The organism is Streptomyces sp. NRRL F-4489 (genome assembly GCF_001509485.1).
In the GTDB taxonomy this organism is placed as follows: domain Bacteria; phylum Actinomycetota; class Actinomycetes; order Streptomycetales; family Streptomycetaceae; genus Streptomyces.
Genome location: NZ_LLZI01000243.1, coordinates 97,516 through 119,149 on the forward strand (window position 1 = coordinate 97,516; position 21,634 = coordinate 119,149).

Annotated in this window: 18 protein-coding genes; 8 read left to right on the plus strand and 10 right to left on the minus strand. The window is 72.9% G+C overall.

The window, feature by feature from the left end:
• Positions 1 to 55: 55 nt before the first annotated feature.
• Complete coding sequence (locus tag ADL22_RS23585) at positions 56 to 1,012, minus strand: UDP-glucuronic acid decarboxylase family protein (protein WP_066983246.1); 957 nt, start codon at positions 1,010 to 1,012, stop codon at positions 56 to 58.
• A 198-nt stretch (positions 1,013 to 1,210) separates the two neighbouring features.
• Positions 1,211 to 1,603, minus strand: a complete 393-nt coding sequence (locus ADL22_RS23590; protein WP_066983249.1) for a hypothetical protein — start codon at positions 1,601 to 1,603, stop codon at positions 1,211 to 1,213.
• A gap of 282 nt (positions 1,604 to 1,885) precedes the next feature.
• On the opposite strand from ADL22_RS23590, the gene ADL22_RS23595 reads away from it, so the two are divergent.
• The 4 genes from ADL22_RS23595 (at position 1,886) to ADL22_RS23610 (ending at position 3,660) form a co-directional block, all read left to right on the plus strand.
• Entirely contained in the window at positions 1,886 to 2,452 is a 567-nt protein-coding gene (locus tag ADL22_RS23595; RefSeq protein ID WP_066983252.1) for a hemerythrin domain-containing protein, read from the plus strand.
• A 102-nt stretch (positions 2,453 to 2,554) separates the two neighbouring features.
• Positions 2,555 to 2,755: a hypothetical protein gene (locus tag ADL22_RS23600; RefSeq protein ID WP_066983255.1), complete on the plus strand. Its 201-nt coding sequence runs from the start codon at positions 2,555 to 2,557 to the stop codon at positions 2,753 to 2,755.
• Between the two features lie 63 nt (positions 2,756 to 2,818).
• On the plus strand, positions 2,819 to 3,139 hold the full coding sequence (locus ADL22_RS23605; protein ID WP_420711594.1) for a DUF3140 domain-containing protein: 321 nt from the start codon (positions 2,819 to 2,821) through the stop codon (positions 3,137 to 3,139).
• A complete protein-coding gene (locus ADL22_RS23610) occupies positions 3,136 to 3,660 on the plus strand; it encodes a DUF1360 domain-containing protein (protein WP_079064373.1) in 525 nt (174 codons plus the stop codon). Before ADL22_RS23605 ends, ADL22_RS23610 begins: the two co-directional genes overlap by 4 nt.
• Before the next feature lie 46 nt (positions 3,661 to 3,706).
• Here the strand turns inward: ADL22_RS23610 and ADL22_RS23615 are convergent, their stop codons facing one another.
• Positions 3,707 to 4,597: an SDR family oxidoreductase gene (locus ADL22_RS23615; RefSeq protein ID WP_066983261.1), complete on the minus strand. Its 891-nt coding sequence runs from the start codon at positions 4,595 to 4,597 to the stop codon at positions 3,707 to 3,709.
• Positions 4,598 to 5,065: 468 nt separating this feature from the next.
• Here ADL22_RS23615 and ADL22_RS23620 point away from each other — a divergent pair, with 468 nt between their 5' ends.
• From ADL22_RS23620 to ADL22_RS23630, 3 genes are all read left to right on the plus strand, one after another.
• Positions 5,066 to 5,296 (plus strand): DUF6480 family protein, encoded by a 231-nt coding sequence (locus ADL22_RS23620; RefSeq protein ID WP_066983264.1) that lies wholly within the window; start codon positions 5,066 to 5,068, stop codon positions 5,294 to 5,296.
• Between the two features lie 144 nt (positions 5,297 to 5,440).
• Positions 5,441 to 7,840, plus strand: a complete 2,400-nt coding sequence (locus ADL22_RS23625) for a molybdopterin oxidoreductase family protein (protein ID WP_066983266.1) — start codon at positions 5,441 to 5,443, stop codon at positions 7,838 to 7,840.
• Complete coding sequence (locus ADL22_RS23630; RefSeq protein ID WP_066983269.1) at positions 7,837 to 8,343, plus strand: hypothetical protein; 507 nt, start codon at positions 7,837 to 7,839, stop codon at positions 8,341 to 8,343. The genes ADL22_RS23625 and ADL22_RS23630 overlap by 4 nt, the downstream gene beginning before the upstream one ends.
• A gap of 217 nt (positions 8,344 to 8,560) precedes the next feature.
• Here ADL22_RS23630 and ADL22_RS23635 read toward each other — a convergent pair whose 3' ends face one another.
• Positions 8,561 to 10,645 carry a catalase gene (locus ADL22_RS23635; protein ID WP_234430824.1) on the minus strand — a complete coding sequence of 695 codons (2,085 nt, stop codon included), beginning with the start codon at positions 10,643 to 10,645 and terminating at the stop codon, positions 8,561 to 8,563.
• A 438-nt stretch (positions 10,646 to 11,083) separates the two neighbouring features.
• Between ADL22_RS23635 and ADL22_RS23640 the strand changes: the two genes are divergently transcribed.
• Complete coding sequence (locus tag ADL22_RS23640) at positions 11,084 to 11,980, plus strand: Rieske (2Fe-2S) protein (RefSeq protein WP_066983438.1); 897 nt, start codon at positions 11,084 to 11,086, stop codon at positions 11,978 to 11,980.
• 11 nt (positions 11,981 to 11,991) lie between these two features.
• On the opposite strand, the gene ADL22_RS23645 is transcribed toward ADL22_RS23640, so the two are convergent.
• The 6 genes from ADL22_RS23645 to ADL22_RS23670 form a co-directional block, all read right to left on the minus strand.
• Positions 11,992 to 13,011, minus strand: a complete 1,020-nt coding sequence (locus tag ADL22_RS23645) for an SDR family oxidoreductase (RefSeq protein ID WP_066983272.1) — start codon at positions 13,009 to 13,011, stop codon at positions 11,992 to 11,994.
• Between the two features lie 57 nt (positions 13,012 to 13,068).
• The gene (locus ADL22_RS23650; RefSeq protein ID WP_066983275.1) at positions 13,069 to 14,871 is read right to left on the minus strand and encodes a glycoside hydrolase family 15 protein; all 1,803 of its coding nucleotides are present in this window, start codon (positions 14,869 to 14,871) and stop codon (positions 13,069 to 13,071) included.
• A gap of 102 nt (positions 14,872 to 14,973) precedes the next feature.
• Complete coding sequence (locus ADL22_RS23655) at positions 14,974 to 15,300, minus strand: plasmid stabilization protein (RefSeq protein WP_066983278.1); 327 nt, start codon at positions 15,298 to 15,300, stop codon at positions 14,974 to 14,976.
• A gap of 128 nt (positions 15,301 to 15,428) precedes the next feature.
• The gene (locus tag ADL22_RS23660; RefSeq protein WP_066983441.1) at positions 15,429 to 16,556 is read right to left on the minus strand and encodes an enolase C-terminal domain-like protein; all 1,128 of its coding nucleotides are present in this window, start codon (positions 16,554 to 16,556) and stop codon (positions 15,429 to 15,431) included.
• Positions 16,557 to 16,570: 14 nt separating this feature from the next.
• Positions 16,571 to 18,361 (minus strand): thiamine pyrophosphate-requiring protein, encoded by a 1,791-nt coding sequence (locus ADL22_RS23665; protein ID WP_066983281.1) that lies wholly within the window; start codon positions 18,359 to 18,361, stop codon positions 16,571 to 16,573.
• Between the two features lie 55 nt (positions 18,362 to 18,416).
• Positions 18,417 to 21,533, minus strand: coding sequence for an FAD-binding and (Fe-S)-binding domain-containing protein (locus ADL22_RS23670; RefSeq protein WP_066983284.1), 3,117 nt, complete (start codon positions 21,531 to 21,533; stop codon positions 18,417 to 18,419).
• Positions 21,534 to 21,634: the final 101 nt, after the last annotated feature.

Genomic DNA, 21,634 nt, shown 5'->3' on the forward strand with positions numbered 1-21,634 from the left:
GTCGGGTCGGCCTTTCGTCCGAGGGGCGCGTGCGGGCTCGTGCGCGAACGCCGGCTCAGGTGCCGGGGTGGTCGCGGAACCAGGCGATGGTGCGGGCCAGCCCGTCCCGGGCGGCCACCCGCGGCTCCCACTGGAGCTTGTCGCGGGCCAGGGTGATGTCGGGGCAGCGCACCGCCGGATCGTCGGTGGGCCGCTCGATGAACCGCACCGTGGACCGCGAATCCGCCAACTCGATGACCAGGTGGGCGAGTTCGAGCATGCTCAGCTCGTCGGGGTTGCCGAGGTTGACCGGTCCGCGCAGATCGGACGCGGCCATGGCCAGGATGCCGCGCACGGTGTCGTCCACGTAGCACAGCGAACGGGTCTGGCGGCCGTCGCCGGTCACCGTCAGCGGATCGCCGGCCAGTGCCTGGCGGATGAACGTCGGCACCGCGCGCCCGTCGTGGCCCCGCATCCCCGGGCCGTAGGTGTTGAACAGCCGCACGATGCCGGTGTTGGTGCCGTGCGCGTTCGCCTCGGCGGAGGTCAGCGCCTCACCGAACCGCTTGGCCTCGTCGTAGACGCTGCGCGGGCCGACCGGGTTCACATTGCCCCAGTAGTCCTCGCTCTGCGGATGCCGCTGCGGGTCGCCGTACACCTCCGAGGTGGACGCCAGCAGGAAGCGGGCGCCGCTCTCCCGCGCCAGCCACAGGGCGTTGCGGGTGCCGAGACTGCCGGTGTCCAGCGTGTGCAGCGGCAGCCGCAGGTAGTCGGCGGGCGACGCGGGGGAGGCGAAGTGCAGGACCAGGTCGGGCGGTTCACCCACCTCGAACGGCTCGGCCACATCGGCCTCCACCAGGCGGAAGCCCGGGTGGTCGCGCAGCGGCGCCACGTTCTCCGGTCTGCCGGTGCTGAAGTCGTCCACGCAGACCACCGACGCGCCCTCGGCGAGCAGGGCGGTGCACAGATGCGAACCGACGAAACCCGCCCCGCCGGTCACCACGGCGCGCTGCCACCTGTGCGGTTGTGCCATGCCGATCGCCTCCTCAGCACTGGTTCGGGGCCGTCCGGCGCGGCCGTTCCGGCGGCCGGTGCCCCTCGAACAGCGTCCTGGCGGTGACTGGGCGCAGCGAGGCGGACTCGTCCGGTCGGGTGGTTTCCCCAGGCACCCGACATACCGCCCGCCGACCGCCGGCAACGCCGTTTGCCCAGCTCAGCGGCGTGCCCAGGCTCACCCGCCGGCGTCCTCGCCGACCAGGCCGGGGCGCCGGCCGGTGCGGTCGGCCCGGACGACCTCGACGGACCGGACGCAGCGGTCCCAGCCCGCACCGGACGCCGTGCGGTACCCGGCCAGTTCGCCCGGCGCGAGCAGCGGACCGAACATCAGGCTCTCGCCCCGGAAGCCCGGCTCGGTGTAGAGCACCACCGCCAGCCCGGTGAGGTTCACCAGCGACGCCGCGCCGCCGCCGAAACCGTGCGCGGCCAGGTCCGGTACCGCCTCGTCGGCGACCAGCACCCGCCGGGCCGGATCGCGGTGCTCGTTGAACTGCCCGCCCTCGTAGAGCGCGTAGCAGGACGCCGCGCAGACGGCCGTACCGGAACCCTCGATGACCTGGACCGTCATGCCCCAACTCCTCCGCCGCCGTCGCTCGCCTGCCGCCCGGGGAACCGCCGGGCGCTCCTCCCAGCGTCGTACGACCGCCCGCCACCGCCAGTCCGGGCGCCGGGCGCCGCCGGTCTCGCCGGGCGGCCCCCGCGGGTGCGCGTGATACTGGACGACGGGGGCGGGGCCCGCGTGTGGCAACTACCGCGCCACCGCCGACGACGGCACCCGCCCAGGCAGCGGCCGGGCAGATCAGCCCGCGGCCCGATCGCGCCACTCACGCCAAGCGAAGGAGCCCCGCACATGGGACACGGCGGAAATGTCATCGCAGAGCTGACGGCGGACCACGATGAGGTGAATAAGCTCTTCGACGAGCTCATGGCGCAGCCGGTGGGATCGAAGCGGCGCCGCGAGCTGGCCGACCGGATCACCGTGGAACTGGTCCGGCACTCCGTGGCCGAGGAGCAGTACCTCTACCCGGCGGTACGTGAGCACGTGGAGGGCGGCCGCACCCTGGCCGACAAGGAGATCCGCGACCACGCCGAGGTCGAGCGGCTGCTGAAGGCCCTGGAGTCCCTGGAGCCCACCGACGACCGCTTCGACCAGCAGATCGCCACCCTGAAGACCAGCGTCCAGGCACACGTCCAGGACGAGGAGAACCGCCTGTTCCCGCAGCTGGCCGACGCCTGCTCGCCCGCGGTCCTGGCCGAGCTGGGCGACAAGATCCGGCGCGCCAAGAAGCTGGCCCCGACCCGCCCGCACCCCTCGGCCCCCGACACCCCGCCGGCCAACAAACTGCTGGCGCCGGGTGTCGGCCTCGTCGATCGGGTACGCGACTACGTGTCCGGCCGCCGGCACCACATCGCCTGACGCCGGCGCCCCACAGCCGAACAGGGCCGACACGTCCGTCCGAGCACAGCGGAGGCGGCCCGGCCCGACCCCGGAAACACGAAGCCGAGGAGCGTGTGAACGATGTCGAAGAACCCCCAGCAGCCCTCGGTGCGCCGCAGCAAGAAGGGCGCCACCGTCCAGGACGCCGCCGAGAACAAGGCAGGATCCGACCGCGCGGTCGGCCCCGGCGGCAGCCGCAAGGCACACGGCAGCGACAAGGGCGCCAAGGGCGGCGGCCGCGGCGGCGGCGTGCCCGAGGAGCAGCGCCCCGACCACCCGTAACGCCCGTACACAGGGAAGTCCGAGCAGAACGCAGGGAGAGTAGACGTGGCGGTATCCGGCAAGGTGAGTGACGAACTCTGGGACGAGTTCCACAAGGCCGTCAACATGACGTCCCGGGAGCTCCAGGAGTGGCTGAGCACCCAGGCGGCGGACGAGGAGAGCGAGGAGGTCCCCGATCGAGCGGGCGGGCCGCGCGGCCGCCGGGTCCTGGAGATCCTCGGCAAACGCCGCACCGACCTCACCGACGACGACGCCGAGGTGATGAGCCGGGTCTGCGAGATCGTCCGGTCCCAGCACGGCCCCGACGGCGAACCGACCGCCGGCGGCACCGACTGGCGGCACGGCCTGATGGACATCGGCCACGACCCGCTCAAACCGTCGTGACCGGCCCGGCGCCGGACGGGCCGCCGGCGGGCACCGGACTCGCCGCGGCCTACCGCGGCGGCGAGGAGATCCCGCTCGGGGGCTACGCGACGCTCGCCGCCTGCTACGCCGGGGGCCTCGGCCTGTTCGCGGCGGGCGTCCGCGCGACCCGGCGCCCGCTGCCGGACCGGCTCCCGCCCTGGGAGCTGCTCCTGCTCGGCACCGCCGCCTACAAGGCGTCCCGGACCCTGGCCAAGGACCGGATCACCAGCTTCCTGCGCGCCCCCTTCACCCGCCGCAAGGAAGCCATCAGCGCCAGCGAGGTGATGGACGAACCGCGCGGCCACGGCCTGCGCCTGGCCGCCGGCGAACTGCTGGCCTGCCCGTTCTGCCTGGCGCCGTGGGTGGGCGGGGCGCTGTTCTGCGGCTACGCGGTGGCGCCGCGGGCCACCCGGCTGGTCGCCGGCGGCCTCACGGCCGTCACCCTCGCGGACTGGCTCCAGTACGCGTGGAGCCTGACCCAGCAACAGGCCGAGGGATAACGGCCGTTGGGCCGTGCCCGAGCACGGCCCAGGCACGGCAGCGGGGTTACGGCAGCGGCGTGCCGCCCGTCGCGTTGACGATCTCGGCGGTGATGTAGCTCGCCCGGTCGGAGGCGAGGAAGACATACGCGGGCGCGAGTTCGGCGGGCTGCGCCGGGCGCCCGAGCGGGGCCTGCTTGCCGAAGTTCTCGGTGTCCGGCAGCGTCGCCGGGATCAGCGGCGTCCACACCGGACCCGGCGCCACCGCGTTGACCCGGATCCCCTGCTCGGCCACCATCTGCGCGAGCCCCTGTGTGAACGTGACGATGCCGCCCTTGGTCATCGCGTAGTCCAGCAGATGCGGACTGGGCTTGTACGCCTGCACCGATGTGGAGTTGATGATCGAGCCGCCCTTGGGGATGTGCGGCAGCGCCATCTTGGACAGCCAGAACATCGCGTAGAGGTTGGTGCGCACCACCCGGTCGAACTGCTCGGTGGTGATGGCCTGGATGCCGTCCGGCTGCGACATCTGGAACGCCGCGTTGTTCACCAGCACATCGATCCGCCCGCGTTCCTGGACCGCGCGCTCGATCAGTGACCGGCACTGCGCTTCCTCGCGCACGTCGCAGGACACCGCGACCGGTGTCCGCCCGGCCTCCCGCACCAGCCGGCTGGTCTCCTCCGCCTCCTTCTCCTCTTCCCGCAAGTAGGTGAAGACGACATCGGCGCCCTCCCGTGCGAACGCCAGCGCGACGGCCCGGCCGATACCGGAGTCGCCACCGGTGATGACGGTCAGGCGGTCGGTGAGCAGACCGCTGCCCTCGTACGAGTCCTCGCCGTGGTCGGGGGGCGGGTCCATCGGGCCGGTCCAGCCGGGGTGCGGCTGGTCCTGCTGCGGGAACTCCGGGCGGGGGTGCTTGGTGGTCGGGTCGCTCGGGCCCGCGTTCTCGGCTGCCATACCGGACTCCTCTCGTAGCTCCACTGATCTCCTGGTGGGTCTGCTGAGGCCCTGCCGCGCACGGTGACGTGCGGCCGCGCTCGTGGGTGCCTGGCAGGCGCGGCTGCCCGCGGCGCGGCCTGGGCCCGGACTTCCAGGCTGCGAGCCCGTCGCGGCCTCCGCATCCCGGTCGCCGTCCGGCCGCACCGGCACGGCGGCCCGGCGGCGACACGCAACGCGTCCGCGGGGCCACCCGGCGTGGCAACGGTTGCCCATGTCCCGCCCCCCGGCGACAGTGAGAGGTGGTGGACAGTTCGCCAGGGGCGCGCGCCCCAGCAGCCGCCGCAAGCCCCGTGCCCCACGGGCCTTGCACACCAGCTCACCCGCCGCGTGCCCGGGCCGGACCCGGGTATGCGTTGTCGCGGCGAGGCGGATCCGCGGCCGGTCGCGGCTCCGTGGCGAAACGGACGATTTGGGGAGGCGGCCCGAATGAGCGGACACAGCCCTGATCCGGATCCCCGGAAGACCCCGGGCCTGGAGCCGGGCGGTGGCGTACCGCCGGGGGAGACGCCACCGGCGGAATCCGGCACCGGCACCGAGACCGGCCCGCGGCACAAGGCGAAGGGAGGCTGGTCCAAGGGCCCGACCGTGGTCATCGGCATCGTGGTCGTCCTCTGCGTGGCCTTCTTCATCGCCTACGCCGTGATCGTGGCGGGCTGACCGCGCCGCCGCGACCCCGTTGCCTGACGGGGCATCAGCTCGGCGTGTGGACCGGGACACCGGGGGCACGTTCCCCCACGGTGCCGGGCCCGCGCGGCGGCACCGCGCGGCCGGCCCGGCTCACGGTACGGAAGGGAACATCCGATGGCTGACCGGATCAGCGACGTCTGGGGCAAACGCACCCCCTTCCCCGCCGGCGGCACCTGGCCGCTGCGCGTGGACGAATGCCTGGCCATCCCGCAGGACCACGTCGAACGCTGGGTACCGTCCGCCTGCGTGCTGTGCTCCAACGGCTGCGGACTGGACATCGCGGTCGCCGACGGCCGTATCGTCGGTGTACGCGGCCGGGCCGAGGACCGCGTCAACCACGGCCGGCTCGGCCCGAAGGGCCTGTTCGGCTGGCAGGCCGGGCAGTCCCGCGACCGGCTGCGCCACCCCCAGCTGCGGGTCGACGGCACCCTGCGCCGGGTCGACTGGGACACCGCCATGACGGCCGTGACCGACCGCTCCCGCGCGGTCCTGGCCGAGCACGGCCCGCTGGCCATGGCGTTCTACACCAGCGGCCAGCTCTTCGCCGAGGAGTACTACGCCCAGGCACGGATCGCCCGCGGCGGTATCGGCACCCCGCACCTGGACGGCAACACCCGGCTGTGCACCGCCACCGCCGAATGGGCGCTGATCGAGAGCTTCGGCAGCGACGGGGACCCCGGCTCATACACCGACATCGACCACTGCGACACGCTGTTCCTCGTCGGCCACAACGTCGCCGAGACCCAGACCGTGCTGTGGGCCCGGATGCTGGACCGGCTGCACGGCCCCGACCGCCCCCGGCTGATCGTCGTCGACCCGCGCCTGACCGCGACCGCCCGGGCCGCCGACGTCCACCTCCCCATCCGCCCGGGCACCAACGTCGCCCTGCTCAACGCGCTGCTGCAGGAACTGATCACCAACGACCGGATCGACCGGGCGTTCCTGGACGCGCACACCACCGGCTTCGAGGACCTGGCCCGCACCGTCGCCGACTACCCCGCCGAGCACGCCGCGGAGATCTGCGGCGTCCCCGCCCGCCTCATCCGGCGGGCCGCGCAACTCCTCGGCGAGTCCCACCGGCTGGTCTCCACCGTCCTCCAGGGCGTCTACCAGTCCCATCAGGCCACCGCCGCCGCCGTGCAGGTCAACAACCTGCACCTCGTCCGCGGCATGATCGGCCGGCCCGGCGCCACGGTCTTCCAGATGAACGGCCAGCCCACCGCCGAGAACACCCGCGAGACCGGCGCCAACGGCTCCCTGCCCGCCTACCTCAACTGGCAGAACGACATCCACGTACGGCGACTGGCTGAGCACTGGAACGTCGACGAGCAGCGCATCCCGCACTGGTCGCCGCCCACCCACGCCCTGGAGATCTTCCGCCAGTGCGCGGAAGGCACCATCAAGTTCCTCTGGATCACCGGCACCAACCCCGCCGTCTCCCTCCCCGAACTCCGCCGGATCCGCGCCACCCTCGGCTCGGAACAGCTCTTCCTCGTCGTCTCCGACGCCTTTCCCACGGAGACCACCGCCCTGGCCGACGTGGTGCTGCCGGCCGCCATGTGGGGCGAGAAGACCGGCTGCTTCACCAACGCCGACCGCACCGTCCACCTCTCCCACAAGGCCGTCGAACCGCCCGGCGACGCCCGCAGCGACTTCGCGGTCCTCCTCGACTACGCCCACCGGATGCACCTGACCGACCGGGACGGCAAACCGCTGCTGCCCTGGCACCAGCCCGAGGACGCCTGGAACGACTTCATCGAGCTGACCAGGGGCCGCCCCTGCGACCAGTCCGGTCTGACCTACGAACGGCTGCGCGGCAGCGGCGGCATCCAGTGGCCGTGCACCGCGACCGCGCCCGACGGCACCGAGCGGCTCTACACCGACCACGTCTTCCCCACCGCCGCCGGCCACTGCGAGGACTACGGCCACGACCTGACCACCGGCGCCCAGCGCGAGGCCGGCGAATACCAGGAGAACGACCCCGCCGGACGGGCCGTCATCAAGGCCGCCCACTACCTCCCGCCGCATGAACCGGCGGACGAGACCTACCCGCTGTACCTGACCACGGGACGCGGCGTCTACCACTGGCACACCCGTACCAAGACCGCCCGCGTCCCCGAACTCAACGACGCCGCACCGGAGATGTGGGTGGAGCTGCACCCCGACGACGCCCACACCCGCGATATCGCCGAGGGCGACCTCGTCCGGGTCTCCTCCCGCCGCGGCGAGATCGAGGCGCCCGCCGTGCTGTGCGGAAGCCGCCCCGGCGTGGTGTTCGCACCGTTCCACTACGGCTACTTCGACCAGACCGACCCCGACCGGCACAACCGCGCCGCCAACGAACTGACCCGCACCGAATGGGACCCGGTCTCCAAGCAGCCCGTCTACAAGGTGACCCCGGTCCGGCTGACCAAGCTCGCCGACGCCGAGGCGGGCGGCCGGCCCGTCGTCGTCAGCGAACCCGCCCTGGCCGCCACCGACGACCCCGCCGACCCGTCCGAGGAGCGACAATGACCCATACCGGCGTGGTGCTCCGCCAACTCCACGACGCCGAAACGGAGTTGGCCAAGACCTACCGGTCCGTCGCCGAACGCCAGTCGGCGGACCCGGGCACCCACTACCCGGCGCTGACGCTCGCCGAGCAGTGCGACCGGCACGCCGAACGCATCCGTGCCTGGGGCGAGCGCTTCGGCGTCCGCCTGCACGCCCCGACCGCCGCCGCCGAACCCCTTGCGGCCGTCCGGGACGCCCTCAAGCACACCGCCGCCGAGGTCCGCGGCGACCGCCCGTCCCCGGGCATCGCCCTCCTGCACGACCTGTGCCTGCTGCACGAGAAGGCCCAGGCAGCCGGCATCCAGTGGGTCGTCCTCGGCCAGGTCGCCCAGGCACTGCGCGACCGGGAACTCCTCGACCAGGGCACCGCCTGCCACGACGAGACCCTCACCCAGATCAAGTGGATCACCACCCGCGTCAAGGAAGCCGCGCCCCAGGCGGTGTGCGTTGGTCCGTCGGAGTAGTGCGGGGCATGGCGCCTTGTGCTCCGGCGGGCCAGGGTCCAGGGTCGGTCAGGGGCGGCGGGCCAGTCGGCTACCTACTCCCGGGCACCTGGCCGCCCGTGCGGCACGTTCCGCACGGGCCGCCCCCGCACCAGGCACACGGACTCCCCGAGGGTGGCCCGGCCACTCTCGGGGAGTCCTGTGCGCGCCAGGTGCGCCGCGCCGCGCGCCCTGAAGGTCAGAGCCTGGGCAGCGGACGGTTGCGGTGCCGGTGCTGCGCGGTGGCCTCCACGAACGCGCTGATGAAGCCGTCACTGGTGTCCCCGGCGGTGACGACGCCCTGGTCGGCGACCGGTTCGCCCCCGCCGGACGCGGTGCGGATGGCGTCCGGCAGCACCGTGCGCAGGACCTCCACCCCGCTGCCCAGCCCGGCGACCGGCTTACCGTGCCGGTAGGCGTCCAGCACGAACCGGCGGGCCATCCCGTCCGCCGCCGAGTCCGCCGCGCCCAGGCCGCCGTCCGGGACGATGACCGCGTCGTACAGCACGGACGCGACGGTCGGCAGCGCGCGGTCCGCTGCGACGTTCCCGGAACCGCCGGAGACCTCGCCGTCCTTCGGCGCCAGCGCCTCCACGATGGCCCCCTGGCCGCCCAGCGCCTCCTTGACGGCCGAGATCTGCGCCGCGTTCACCCCGTCCGTCACCAGCAGCGCGATCTGCCGGGTGCGGATCGAACCGTCGCCCTTGTTGTTCTCCATGCTCAGCGCCGGCGACGGCGTGGGGCGCGGGACGTCGGCGGAGTTGGGCGGTTCGGCGACCCCGATGCCCTCCGCGACGGCCTTGGCCAGGCCGTGGTCGACCTTCGCCAGCTCCCCGACGGTGCGCTCGCGCACCTCCATGGAGTTGACCTTGCCCAGCTCGAAGCGGAACGCCTCCACGATGTGCTGCTGCTCCCAGTCGGCCATGCTGTGCCAGAACAGCGCCGGCTGGGTGTAGTGGTCGGTGAAGCTGGGGCTGCGCTTGCGGATCTTCTGCCCGTCGACCCGCTCCGTCAGGTGCCGGAACGCCGGGTCCGAGGGATCGGCCAGCGCCGGGCAGCCGCCGCCCAGGGAGTTGGGGGAGTAGCTGGTGCCCCGGTGGATCTCGCCCTGGTGGTAGCCGTCGCGCTGGTTGTTGCGGACCGGCGCCACCGGCCGGTTGACCGGGATCTGTGGGAAGTTGGGCCCGCCCAGCCGGATGAGCTGGGTGTCCAGGTAGGAGAAGTTGCGTGCCTGGAGCAGCGGGTCGTTGGTGAAGTCGATGCCCGGCACGACGTTGGCGGTGTGGAAGGCGACCTGCTCGGTCTCCGCGAAGAAGTTGTCGGGGTTGCGGTTGAGGACCATCCGGCCGATGGGCTGCACCGGCACCAGCTCCTCCGGAATGATCTTCGTGGCGTCCAGCAGATCGAAGTCGAAGGAGTGCTCGTCCTCCTCCGGCACCAGCTGCACACCCAGCTCGTATTCCGGATAGTCGCCGGCCTCGATGGCCTCCCACAGGTCGCGGCGGTTGTAGTCCGGGTCGCGGCCCATCGTTTCCTGCGCCTCGTCCCAGATCAGCGAGTGCACGCCGAGCTTCGGCTTCCAGTGGAATTTGACGAACGTGCCCTTGCCCTCGGCGTTGACGAAGCGGAAGGTATGGACGCCGAATCCCTGCATCATGCGGTAACTGCGGGGGATGGCCCGGTCCGACATCAGCCACATGATGGTGTGCAGCGTCTCGGGCTGCAACGACACGAAGTCCCACAACGTGTCATGCGCGGAGGCGCCGGTGGGGATCTCGTTGTGCGGCTCCATTTTCACCGCGTGCACGAAATCCGGGAATTTGATGCCGTCCTGGATGAAGAACACCGGGAAGTTGTTCCCGACCAGGTCGTAGTTCCCCTCAGAGGTGTAGAACTTCGTCGCGAAACCGCGGACGTCGCGCACCGTGTCGGCGGACCCGCGCGGCCCCTGCACCGTCGAGAACCGCACGAACACCGGCGTCTGCACCGAGGGGTCCTGGAGGAAGGCCGCCCTGGTGAACGACGCGCAGGACTCGTACGGCACGAAGTAGCCGTACGCGCCGGCGCCCCGGGCGTGCACCACCCGTTCCGGGATGCGCTCATGGTCGAAGCGGGTGAGCTTCTCCCGGAAATGGAAGTCCTCCATCAGCGTGGGACCGCGTTCACCGGCCTGGAGGGAATCGTCGGTGTGGTCGACGGTGACGCCCTGGTCCGTGGTGAGCGGACCGCCGGCCGGATCGGCCGCGTAGTGGGCTTCCCGTTGCTGCTGCTTCTTGTCCGTCAACTCATGCCTCCGGTCTTTCCGTAGGGGTCGGTGGTTTCCTGGTATTCCCCGGCCGGCGGCGCACGCCGGCATCCCGGCACCGCCCCGAGCCGCTTTTCGGTGCCGTGCGCCGGACCGCCGCATGCGGTATTCCGGGACCCCCGGTAATCCCCCGGGGTCCCGTGCCGTGGCGCTGCGCCGGCCGGCCGACCGCGTTACCGACCGCTGCTCTTTTCACGGGTTCCCGGCGCGCTCCGGAATTAACGCCCTTTCGGAGGGATTACGCCGGACGCGGCGTGGAACGCGGCTATCGGGGCGCCACCCGGTGCGCGGTGCCCGGGTGGTGCAGCATGACAGCCCGGGCGTGGCCGTCGCCGTGGCCCGGCCCCGGTGGGACAAGCCGCGTCGAGAGGTGTGAAGGTGCGCTGGACAGCGTTGCGGAAAGGGATCGGCCCGGCCCTGGCGGCCACGACCGGAAAAGGCGCGGCGGTCCCCGCGGACTCGCCCCTGCTGCGGGCCCTGGACGGCCTGGAACGGCTCAAGGGCCTGGACCTGGCGGCCCGCCCCGTCCGGCGGGCGGTGCGGAATCTGCCGCTCGGCCGCTTCCGGGACGTGCTCCACGGACTGCCGCTCGGCCACCCGCTGCACCCCCTGCTCGTCCAGGCACCCATCGGTGCCTGGCTCTCGGCCGGACTGCTGGACGCCGTACCGGGAACCCGGCGCGGCGCCCGGGTCCTGGTCGGCGCCGGCGTCCTCGCCGCGGTCCCGGCCGCGCTGGCCGGCTGGGTCGACTGGGCCGAACAGCAGCCGCGCCAGGCACGGACCGGACTGGCGCACGCCCTGACCGTCAATGTCGCCACCGGCCTGTACGCCACCTCCTGGCTCCAGCGCGGCCGCGGCCACACCGCCCGCGGCAAGGCCCTGGGCTGGGCCGGCCTCGGCGTGGTGGCCGTGGGCGGGCTGCTCGGCGGCCACCTCGCCTACCGGCAGGCCGCCGGCACCAACAAGACCGAGCCGGTGCCGCATCTGCTGGCGGACCGCTGGTACGACCTCGGCCGGGTCGAGGACTTCCCGGTCGGCCAGGCGGTCCGCCGCGAACTGGGCGAGGTCCCCGTCCTCGTCGTCCGGCGGTCCGGCGGCCGGATCCACGTCCTCGCCGACCGGTGCAGCCACCAGTCGGGCCCGCTGTCCGAGGGCAAGATCACCGACGGCTGTGTGGAATGCCCCTGGCACGGCAGCGTCTTCCGGCTCGCGGACGGCGCCAACGTCCGCGGCCCCGCCACCGCCCCGCAGCCCTCCTTCGAGGTGGACGTCCAGGCGGACGGGGCGGTGCGGGTGCGGCTGCCCGAAGCCTGACCGCCGGGACCTCAGGACTTCCGGAACCCGGCCGCCCTGCCGCACCGCAGCAGGGCGGCCGCCACCGCGCCACCGGCCGTGACCCCGGCCAGCAGCCCCAGATGGCGGACGGCCCACAGCTGCGCCGACCGCCCGTGCGCCTGGTCGTCGAAGACGCCGTGCGCGCCGAAGTCGTGGCCGTCCTCGCCGTCCAGCGGATGCCAGAGGTTGTCCGGCCGGCCCCGCGGCACGTCCTCGCCGGTCTGCTGGGAGTCGTAGCCGGTGCGGCCCAGATAGCGGTCCAGCAGCGGCCCGGCGAAGCGGTTGGCGTAGACCGTGGCGACCGTCGAACCGCCCGCGTAGTACTGCTTGCGGCGGGGGCGGTCGGCGGCGTGCAGCACCGCGCGGGCCGCCACCTCCGGCTGGTAGATCGGCGGCACCGGCTGCGGATGGCGGGGCAGCTTGGACCGCACCCACGAGAACTGCGGTGTGTTGACCGCCGGCATCTGCACCACCGTGATGCGCACCTTGCTCTTGTTGTGCAGCAGTTCGGTGCGGACCGACGAGGTGAAGCCGTTCACCGCGTGCTTGGCGCCGCAGTACGCGGACTGCAGCGGGATCGACCGCTCGCCGAGCGCCGAGCCGACCTGCACGATGGTGCCCGCGTCGCGCGGCAGCATGCGGTGCAGCGCGCTGCGCGTCCCGTTGACGAAGCCGAGGTAGGTCACCTCCGTGACCCGCCGGTACTCATCCGCTCCGATCTCGGTGAACTGCGCGAAGACCGAGGTGAAGGCGTTGTTGACCCAGACATCGATGGGCCCGAACGCGTCCTCCACCGCGTCCGCCGCGGCCTCCACCTCCTTCGCGTCGGCGACGTCGGTGGGCAGTGCCAGCGCCTCCCCGCCGGCCGCGACGACCTCGCGGGCCGCCGCGTCCAGGCCCTCCCGGCCGCGGGCCAGGAGACCGATCCGGGCGCCGCGGGCGGCGAACGCCCGGGCGGTGGCGCGGCCGATGCCGCCGCTGGCGCCGGTGATGACGACCGTTTGCTGCATGGGACTGGTGCCTTTCCTGGGAAGTGGGGGAGGGGTGCGACCGCGGCGCCGGGCGGCTCAGTCGTCCGTCCAGGGACCGGCCAGCCGCGCCGCGCACTCCAGCATCAGCGCGTGGACGAACGCCTGGGGGAGGTTGCCGCGCAGCTGCCGCTGGGCGATGTCGTACTCCTCGGAGAACAGACCGGACGGGCCGGACGTGGCGCGGTTGCGCTCGAACCAGCGGAACGCCGACACCTCCCGGCCCTGCTGGTGCTCCGCGAGCGCGGTGATGAACCCGCACAGCAGGAACGCCCCTTCGGCCTCCCCCAGCGGGCGCTCGTCGTGCCGGAAGCGGTAGGCGTAGTGCTCGACGGACAGCTCGGAGGTGTACGCGTCGAGGGTGGCCAGGGTGCGCGGGTCGCCGGCCGGCAGCGCCCCGCGGATCGCGGGCAGCAGCAGCGCGCCGTCCAGCCCGGCGTCGTCGGGGGAGCGCTGCCACCGCCCCGACGGGTGCAGACTGTCCGCGCCGGTCTCCTTGACGAGGATGTCGGCCAGCGCCGTCCAGTCGTCCGCCCGCCGCCCCGCCGCGCCGCCGCGGACGTACGCCCGCAGCCCGGCCGCGCAGATCAGCCGGCTGTGCGCCCACCTGCGCGGCGACAGCTCCCAGATGCCGGCGTCCGGATCGTGGCGGCGCCGGGCGATCGCGTCGGCGGCGATCTCCGCTGCCTGCCGGCCGGTCCGGTCCAGCCGGTCCTGCCGGGCGGCGGCGGCCAGCAGGAGCAGCGCCTCACCGAACGCGTCGAGTTGGAACTGCTCGCTGACGTCGTTGCCGACCCGGTCGAAGCCGCCGGGATAGCCGGGCAGGTCCAGGCAGCGCGGCCCGGGGATCGGGCGGCCGTCCATCCGGTACGCGGGCGCCAGGCGCGGGCCGTCCTCGTGCAGCCGCGCGCCGACGAACCGCACCGCGTCGTCCAGCAGCAGCGGATCCTCTCCCGTGGCGGCCACCGCCTGGCCCGCGTAGCACTGGTCGCGGATCCAGACATAGCGGTAGTCGTAGTTGCGGCCCTCCTCGGCGCGCTCGGGGAGACTGGTGGTCGCGGCGGCGACCATGCCGCCGGTGGTGCCGGTCAGCCCGCGCAGCACCGCGTAGGCGTGCCGGGCGTCGGCCGGCGCGACGGTGCGGTCCAGGCCGGGCACCGCCTGCCGCCAGGCGTCCTCGGTCTCCCGCCAGGCACGGTCCGGGTCCGGGGGGTTGTCGGGGAGCGGCCGGCGGCTCAGCTCCAGCACCAGGTCGTGGTGGCCGCCCGCGGCGACGGTCAGGTCCATGGTGAGCCGCCGCCCGCCCGGTCCCGCCGGGCGCGCGGTGTCCGCGCCGGACCAGCGCAGCCACAGATCGCCGGCCCGCCCGTGCCAGGCACCGTCCGGCCCGCGCCGCACCTCGCGCAGCGGCTGCTCACCGAACCCGGCGCTGGGCTCCAGGACGACCGACAGCCGCGTGGTGGCCTCCTTGGCGAGCACCCGCCGCAGCACCACCGCCCGGTCCGGGTCCCCGGGGAACGCCAGCGCCTCCCGGCACTCCACGATGCCGTCGTCGGTCACCCACCGGCTGCGCCAGATCAGCGACCGGGGCTCGTAGTGCCCGCCCCAGACGAAACGGCCCACAGGCGTCACCACGTACGTGCCGCTGCCGCCGATGAGCGCGGCGAAGACCGCGTCGGAATCCCAGTGCGGCGCGCACATCCAGGCGAACTCGCCGCGCTGGCCGACCAGGATGCCGCGCTCGCCGTCGGCCAGCAGCGCGTAGTTGCGCAGCGGCTGGGGCCCGAAGACCCCGCCGGCCCGGTCCGCCGGCTCCCCGGTCCCGTCCCGCCCTGCCGCCATACCCAGCCTTTCCGCGACGTTCCCATTGCTCGGGTTTCGCTTAACCGCTGCCGCCGGAGAGCAAACAGGCCGTACGGGGCACCGGGCGGCGGCGCGGGCGGGTCAGCGGCCGAGGGCCTTGCGCAGCTCGTCCTTGTTCATTCCGGAGCGGCCCTCGATGTTGCGCTTCTTGGCCTCCGCGTAGAGCTGGTCCTTGGTCGGGCCCTGCGCGCCGCGGTGGGAGCGCTCGCCGCCGCGCTGCGGGGCGGACTTGCGGTCCTCGGTGGAGACCTTGCTGGCCGTACGGGACTCGCCGGCGCGGGCCCGCTCCTTGTTCACCGTCCGCGCGGCGATCTCCTTCGCCCGCTTCGTGGACTCGCCCCGCTGCTGGGCGCCCTCCTTGATGTGCTCGTACTGGCGCTCGCGCTTCTTGCTGGAACCGGCAGGCATGAGGATCTCCTCGCTTCTGTGTCGTGGTGTGTCTGTTGGTGGTTGTGGCACGGGTCCCCACACCAGTTGAGCCCTGGTGGCCCGGCCGCGCTACCCCAGGCGGTCCGTGGGACTGGCGGCGGTGCGCGTCAGCCGACGCGGTACGGTTCGGCCGCCCGCGCGCGCAGCGACAGACCGTGCCCCGGCGCGCCGTCCGCGCCCGGGCGGACGCTGCCGCCCGCCGGATCGAGCACGCCGTCGAACAGGCGGTTCTCGATCCGGACGTGGTCGTGGAACCACTCCAGATGCCGCAGGTTCGGTACCGCGGCCGCGGCGTGGGCGTGCAGATGCGGCGCGCAGTGCCCAGAGATCGCCAGCCCCGCCGCCTGGGCCAGCGCCGCGATCCGCAGCCAGACCGTCAGCCCGCCGCAGCGGGTGATGTCGGCCTGGACGCAGTCGACCGCCTGGGCCGCCAGCAAGTGCCAGAAGTACGGCAGGGCGTAGCCGTACTCCCCGGCCGCCACATCGGCGCCGACCGCCGCCCGCACCTGGGCCAGGCCCGCCAGGTCGTCCGACGAGACCGGCTCCTCGAACCACGTGACCCCGTGGTCGGCCAGGCGGCCGCCGAGCCGGATCGCCTGCTTGCGGGTGTACGCGCCGTTGGCGTCGACGTAGAGCTCCGCGGCGTCGCCGATGCTGCGGCGGGCCAGGCCGATCCGCCGCCGGTCGCGGTCCTCGGCCGCCCCCCACGACTCCCCGATCTTGATCTTGACGCGCGGAATGCCTTGCTCCGCGACCCACTCCCGCAGCTGGCGGTCCTGCGCCTGCTCGCCGTACGTGGTGAAACCGCCGCTGCCGTACACCGGCACCGCACCGGCGGCCGCGCCCAGCAGCCGCACCAGCGGCACACCGAGCAGCCTGGCCTTGAGATCCCACAGGGCGGTGTCCACCGCGGACAGCGCGCCCGCGACGAGCCCGGGACGGCCGGCGTTGCGGACCGCCCGGCTCATCGCCTCGTTGGCCGCCGGCACGTCCAGCGCGCCGCGGCCGGTGACCACCCCCGCCAACTGCTCGTCGATGACATGCGCGGTGGCCGGCGCGCCGTAGGTGTAGCCCAGGCCGCCGGTCGTCCCGGAACGGACGTGCGCGACCACCAGCGTGGTGGCGTCCCAGCTCAGCGTCCCGTCCGCCTCCGGGGAGTCGGTGGGCACCGTGTAGACGGCGGTGGCCACCTCGTCCACCGGCGGCCCGGCGCCACCGGCCGGCGCGCCCTCCACGGCCGCCACGCCCGTCACTTCTCGTGGTGCCGGTGCGGCAGCATCTCCTGCACCTTCGCCTTCAGGCCCTGCCTGACCATCGACACCCGGTCGCTGTCGCCCTTGAGGACGGACGCGGCCGCGGCCTCGATCTGGTCCAGGGAGGCGTGCGGCGGGATCGGCGGGACGGCCGGATCGGTGCGGAAGTCGATCACGAACGGCCGGTTGGCGTGCAGTGCCTGGCGCCAGGCCGACTCCACCGCGCCCGGCTCCTCCACCCGGATACCGTCCAGGCCGATGGTGCGCGCGAAGTCCGCGTACGGCACGTCCGGCAGTGCCTGGGACGGCAGGAACTGCGGCGCGCCGGACATCGCGCGCATCTCCCACGTCACCTGGTTGAGGTCGAGGTTGTTCAGCACCGCCACGACCAGCCGCGGATCCTTCCAGTCCTGCCAGTACTTGGCGATGGTGATCAGCTCCGCCATACCGTTCATCTGCATCGCGCCGTCGCCCACCAGCGCCAGCGCCGGCCGGTCGGGGTGGGCGAACTTCGCCCCGATCGCGTACGGCACACCGGGACCCATCGTGGCCAGCGTCCCGGACAGCGACCCCCGCATCCGGCCGCGCATCCGCAGATGGCGGGCGTACCAGTTCGCCGCCGAACCGGAGTCCGAGGAAAGGATCACATCGTCCGGCAGCTGCGCGTCCAGCGCGTGGACGACGTACTCGGGGTTGATCGGGTCCGCCGAGACGGCGGCCCGCCGCTCCATGACCTCCCACCACCGGGCGGTGTTCTTCTCGATCTTCTTCCGCCAGGCACCGTGCTTCTTGTGGCGCAGCAGCGGCAGCAGCCGCTTGAGGGTCTCCGACGCGTCACCGACGAGATTGACCTCGAACGGGTACCGCATCCCCACCATGTGCGGATCGATATCGATCTGCACCGCCCGCGCCTGGTCCAGATCCGGCATGAACTGCGTGTACGGGAAGTTGGAACCGACCACCAGCAGCGTGTCGCAGTCCCGCATCAGCTCGTACGACGGCCGGGTCCCCAGCAGCCCGATCGCGCCGGTGACATACGGCAGGTCGTCGGGCAGCACGTCCTTGCCCAGCAGCGCCTTGGCGACCCCGGCGCCGAGCACCTCGGCGACCTCCTCGACCTGGTCCCGGGCGCTGCGCGCGCCCTGCCCGATCAGCATCGCCACCTTCTCGCCCGCGTTCAGCACCTCGGCGGCCCGGGACAGCTCCCGGTCCGCGGGCACCGGCGCGTACGAGGAGATGCCCAGGCTGGACGGGACCATCTTGAACGCGTGGGTCGGCGGCGAGTAGTCCAGTTCCTGCACGTCCGCCGGCACGATCACCGCGGTGACCGAACGGCGGCCGTACGCGGTGCGGATGGCCCGGTCGATGGCGTTGGGCAGCTGCTCCGGCACCATCACGGTGTCGCAGAAGTCGGACGCCACGTCCTTGTACAGGCTCTGCAGGTCCACTTCCTGCTGGTACGAGCCGCCCATCGCGCTGCGGTTGGTCTGGCCCACGATGGCCACCACCGGCACATGGTCGAGCTTGGCGTCGTACAGGCCGTTGAGCAGATGGATCGCGCCGGGTCCGGACGTCGCCGCGCACACCCCGACCCGGCCGGAGAACTTGGCGTATCCGACCGCCTGGAAGGCGGCCATCTCCTCATGCCTGGCCTGGATGAAACGCGGTGAGTTGTCGGCCCGTTCCCAGGCGGCGAGCAGGCCGTTGATGCCGTCGCCCGGATACGCGAAGACATGCTCGACGTCCCATTCGCGCAGGCGCTGGAGGATGTAGTCGGACACTTTCATCGACACGGTGCTTCCTCTTTCCTGTCGCGGGAGTCATTCCTGTCGGGGCGGGCGGTCAGGGACCGGCGCGGCGGCGGACCCGCCCGCCCGGCCACCGCCGCCGCAGCGCCGCGCCGGCGGCGGCACCGCCGAGGACGCCCAGCGCGGCCAGCGCACCGGCGGCCAGACGGCCGTCGCGGACCGGCACCCTCGTCCGGTCGGCGGCGCGCTCGGGATGGTGCGCGGGCAGCGGCCCGTCGAGCCCGAGCGCCAGCGCCTCCGCCAGATGCAGCGCGGTCCGCCCGGTGCCGCCCAGCTCGATCTGGGTACGGCAGCTGAAGCCGTCGGCGATCACCAGATCCGGCGGCGCGGCCCGGCGTACACCGGGCAGCACGCCCAACTCGCCGATATCCATGGAGAGTTCGTGGTGCCCGCGTTCGAAACCGAAGTTCCCGGCCAGTCCGCAGCAGCCGGCGTCCAGCACGTCCGCGTCGATCCCGGCGCGGCGCATCAGCTCCCGGTCCGCGTCGTCCTTGAGCACCGCGTGCTGGTGGCAGTGCGTCTGCACGGTCGCCGCCCGGTCCAGCCGCGGCGGCCGCCACCCCTCCGGCGCGTGCTCGACCAGCTGCTCGGCCAGCGTCCGGAACAGCCCGGACAGCCGCTGCACATCCAGATCGTCGGGGAACATCTCCACCGCGTCGGACCGGAACACCGCCGCGCACGACGGCTCCAGTCCGATCACCGGCGTCCCCGCCTCGATCCACGGCCGGAGCACCTCCACGGTGTGCCGCAGCACCCGCCCGGCGACGGCCAGCTGGCCGGTCGAGATCCACGTCAGACCGCAGCAGACGCTGCCGGACGGGACCGCCACCCGGAACCCGGCGTCCTCCAGCAGCCGCACCGCCGACCGCGCGATGCCCGGATGGAAGTGGTTGGTGAACGTGTCCGGCCACAGCACCACCGCCCGCTCGTCCCCCGGAACCGGCGGCGGCACCTGCCGGTCCGCCCACCACCGCGTGAACGACTGGTGCGCGAACGCCGGCGGCTCGGCCTCCCCGGCCACCCCCGCCAGCCACTTCCCCAGCCGCCCGGCGACCGGCGCGTGCAGCACGGCGTTGACCGGCCGCGGCGCGGCCCGCGCCAGGCGCGCCCACAGCGGCAGCCAGCCCAGCGAGTAGTGCGCGGCGGGCCGGATCCGGCCGGCGTAGTGGTGCGCCAGGAACTCCGCCTTGTACGTCGCCATGTCCACCCCGGTGGGGCAGTCCGACTTGCAGCCCTTGCAGGCCAGGCACAGATCCAGCGCGTCCCGCACCTCCGGCGACCGCCAGCCCTTGGAGACGGCCGAATCCGCATGGCCGCCCAGCATCTCGAACAGCAGCCGCGCCCGGCCCCGGGTCGAGTGCTCCTCCTCCTTCGTGGCGCGGTACGACGGGCACATCACCCCGCCCTTGTGCGTACGGCAGTTGCCGATGCCCACACAGCGCATCACCGCCCGCCGGAACGAGTGGTCATCCTTCGGATACCCGAAGAACGTCCGGCCGTCGTGCGGCCGCCAGCGCCCGCCGAGCCGCAGATTCTCGTCGACGCGGTACGGGTGGACGACCTTCCCCGGATTCATCCGGTTGTCCGGGTCGAACAGCGCCTTCAACTCGCCGAAGGCGCCCACCAGTTGCTCACCGAACATCTTCGGCAGCAACTCCCCGCGAGCCTGCCCGTCACCGTGCTCACCGGACAGCGAACCGCCGTACGAGACCACCAGATCCGCCGCCCGGGACACGAACCTGCGGAAGTCCGCCACCCCGTCCGCCTGCTTCAGCCCGAACGGGATCCGGGTGTGCACACACCCCTGCCCGAAGTGCCCGTACAGCGACGGATGATCGTAATCGAACTCCGCGAACAGCTTCTTCAGGTCCCGCAGATAGTCACCCAGCCGCTCCGGCGGCACCGCGGAGTCCTCCCAGCCCTCCCACGTCTCCCGGTCGTCCGGCGGCCGCGCGGTCACCCCGAGGCCCGCCTCCCGTGCCTTGAGCATCTGCTGCTCGCGCTCCGGATCGTCGGAGAACGCCACATCCGGCGCGTCCTCGCTCCGGCCCAGCGCCCGCAGCAAGTCGTGGCCCTGTGCGTCGACCGCCTCCTTGGTGTCCCCGCTGAACTGCACCAGCAGCCAGCTGTCACCCTCCGGCAGCCGGTCCAGGGACTCCAGATAGGCGTGCTCCTCCCGCATCAGCTCCGCCATCCGCCCGTCCAGCGCCTCCAACTGCGTCGGATGGCAGTGCTCCAGCAGCCTGGGCACGTCGTCCGCGGCCGCGCAGATGTCGTGGTAGCCCAGCACCACCATCGATTCGAAGGCCGGTACCGGCACCAGGTCCAGCTCCGCGTGCAGCACCGTCACCAGCGTGCCCTCGCTGCCCACCAGTGCCTTGGCCACGTCGAAACCGTTCTCCGGCAGCAGCGAGTCCAGGTTGTAGCCGGACACCCGGCGCGGAATGCGCGGATAGCCGCGCCGCACCTCGGCCATGTGCCGGTCGATGAGGTCCCGCAGCCCGCGGTAGATCTCCGCGCGGCGCCCACCGCCCGCGACCACCCGCGCGAACTCGTCCTCCGATGTCGGCCCGACCCACATCCGCGTCCCGTCGTAGGTGAGGACCTCCAGGCGCCGTACGTTGTCGACGGTCTTCCCGTACGCCTGCGCGGACGCCCCGCAGGAGTTGTTCCCGATCATCCCGCCCAGCGCGCAATGACTGTGCGTGGACGGCTTCGGCCCGAACTTCAGCTTGTGCCCGGCCAGTTGGCGATTCAGCTCATCCAGTACGATCCCCGGTTCGACCACGCAGCGCCGCTGTTCCGCGTCGAGGGAGACCAGCCGGTCGCAGTATTTGGTCCAGTCGATGACGACCGCGGTGTTGGTGCACTGCCCGCCCAGGCTCGTACCGCCGCCGCGGGAGAGCACCGGCGCGCCGAATTCCGCACAGATACCGACGGCCGCCGCCCCGGCCTCGACGCTTCTGGGCACCACCACGCCGATGGGCACCTGCCGGTAGTTGGAACCGTCCGTCGCGTACGCGCCCCGGCTGCCCGCGTCGAAGCGCACCTCCGCGTCGACGCCGGCCTCCAGGGCCTTCACCAGGGCGTCCACGCGGACGTCGGGCGGGGTGGTGGATGGGGTGTTGCGGGGAGCGTTGTGCGGTGTCATGGGTGTCCTTCCCGTCGGCGGTGACGCGGCCGGTGGCGGACGGCGGCCGGAGTGCTCCGGCCTGCTCCGCCCGGGTCGGGGGGCGGGGGCTCTCGGGTTGA

Bases quoted from the DNA above. Each gene is read 5' to 3' on its own strand.
- ADL22_RS23585 (WP_066983246.1), bottom strand. From the start codon at position 1,012: ATGGCACAACCGCACAGGTGGCAGCGCGCCGTGGTGACCGGCGGGGCG.
- ADL22_RS23590 (WP_066983249.1), bottom strand. From the start codon at position 1,603: ATGACGGTCCAGGTCATCGAGGGTTCCGGTACGGCCGTCTGCGCGGCG.
- ADL22_RS23595 (WP_066983252.1), top strand. From the start codon at position 1,886: ATGGGACACGGCGGAAATGTCATCGCAGAGCTGACGGCGGACCACGAT.
- ADL22_RS23600 (WP_066983255.1), top strand. From the start codon at position 2,555: ATGTCGAAGAACCCCCAGCAGCCCTCGGTGCGCCGCAGCAAGAAGGGC.
- ADL22_RS23615 (WP_066983261.1), bottom strand. From the start codon at position 4,597: ATGGCAGCCGAGAACGCGGGCCCGAGCGACCCGACCACCAAGCACCCC.
- ADL22_RS23620 (WP_066983264.1), top strand. From the start codon at position 5,066: ATGAGCGGACACAGCCCTGATCCGGATCCCCGGAAGACCCCGGGCCTG.
- ADL22_RS23625 (WP_066983266.1), top strand. From the start codon at position 5,441: ATGGCTGACCGGATCAGCGACGTCTGGGGCAAACGCACCCCCTTCCCC.
- ADL22_RS23630 (WP_066983269.1), top strand. From the start codon at position 7,837: ATGACCCATACCGGCGTGGTGCTCCGCCAACTCCACGACGCCGAAACG.
- ADL22_RS23645 (WP_066983272.1), bottom strand. From the start codon at position 13,011: ATGCAGCAAACGGTCGTCATCACCGGCGCCAGCGGCGGCATCGGCCGC.
- ADL22_RS23650 (WP_066983275.1), bottom strand. From the start codon at position 14,871: ATGGCGGCAGGGCGGGACGGGACCGGGGAGCCGGCGGACCGGGCCGGC.
- ADL22_RS23655 (WP_066983278.1), bottom strand. From the start codon at position 15,300: ATGCCTGCCGGTTCCAGCAAGAAGCGCGAGCGCCAGTACGAGCACATC.
- ADL22_RS23665 (WP_066983281.1), bottom strand. From the start codon at position 18,361: ATGAAAGTGTCCGACTACATCCTCCAGCGCCTGCGCGAATGGGACGTC.
- ADL22_RS23670 (WP_066983284.1), bottom strand. From the start codon at position 21,533: ATGACACCGCACAACGCTCCCCGCAACACCCCATCCACCACCCCGCCC.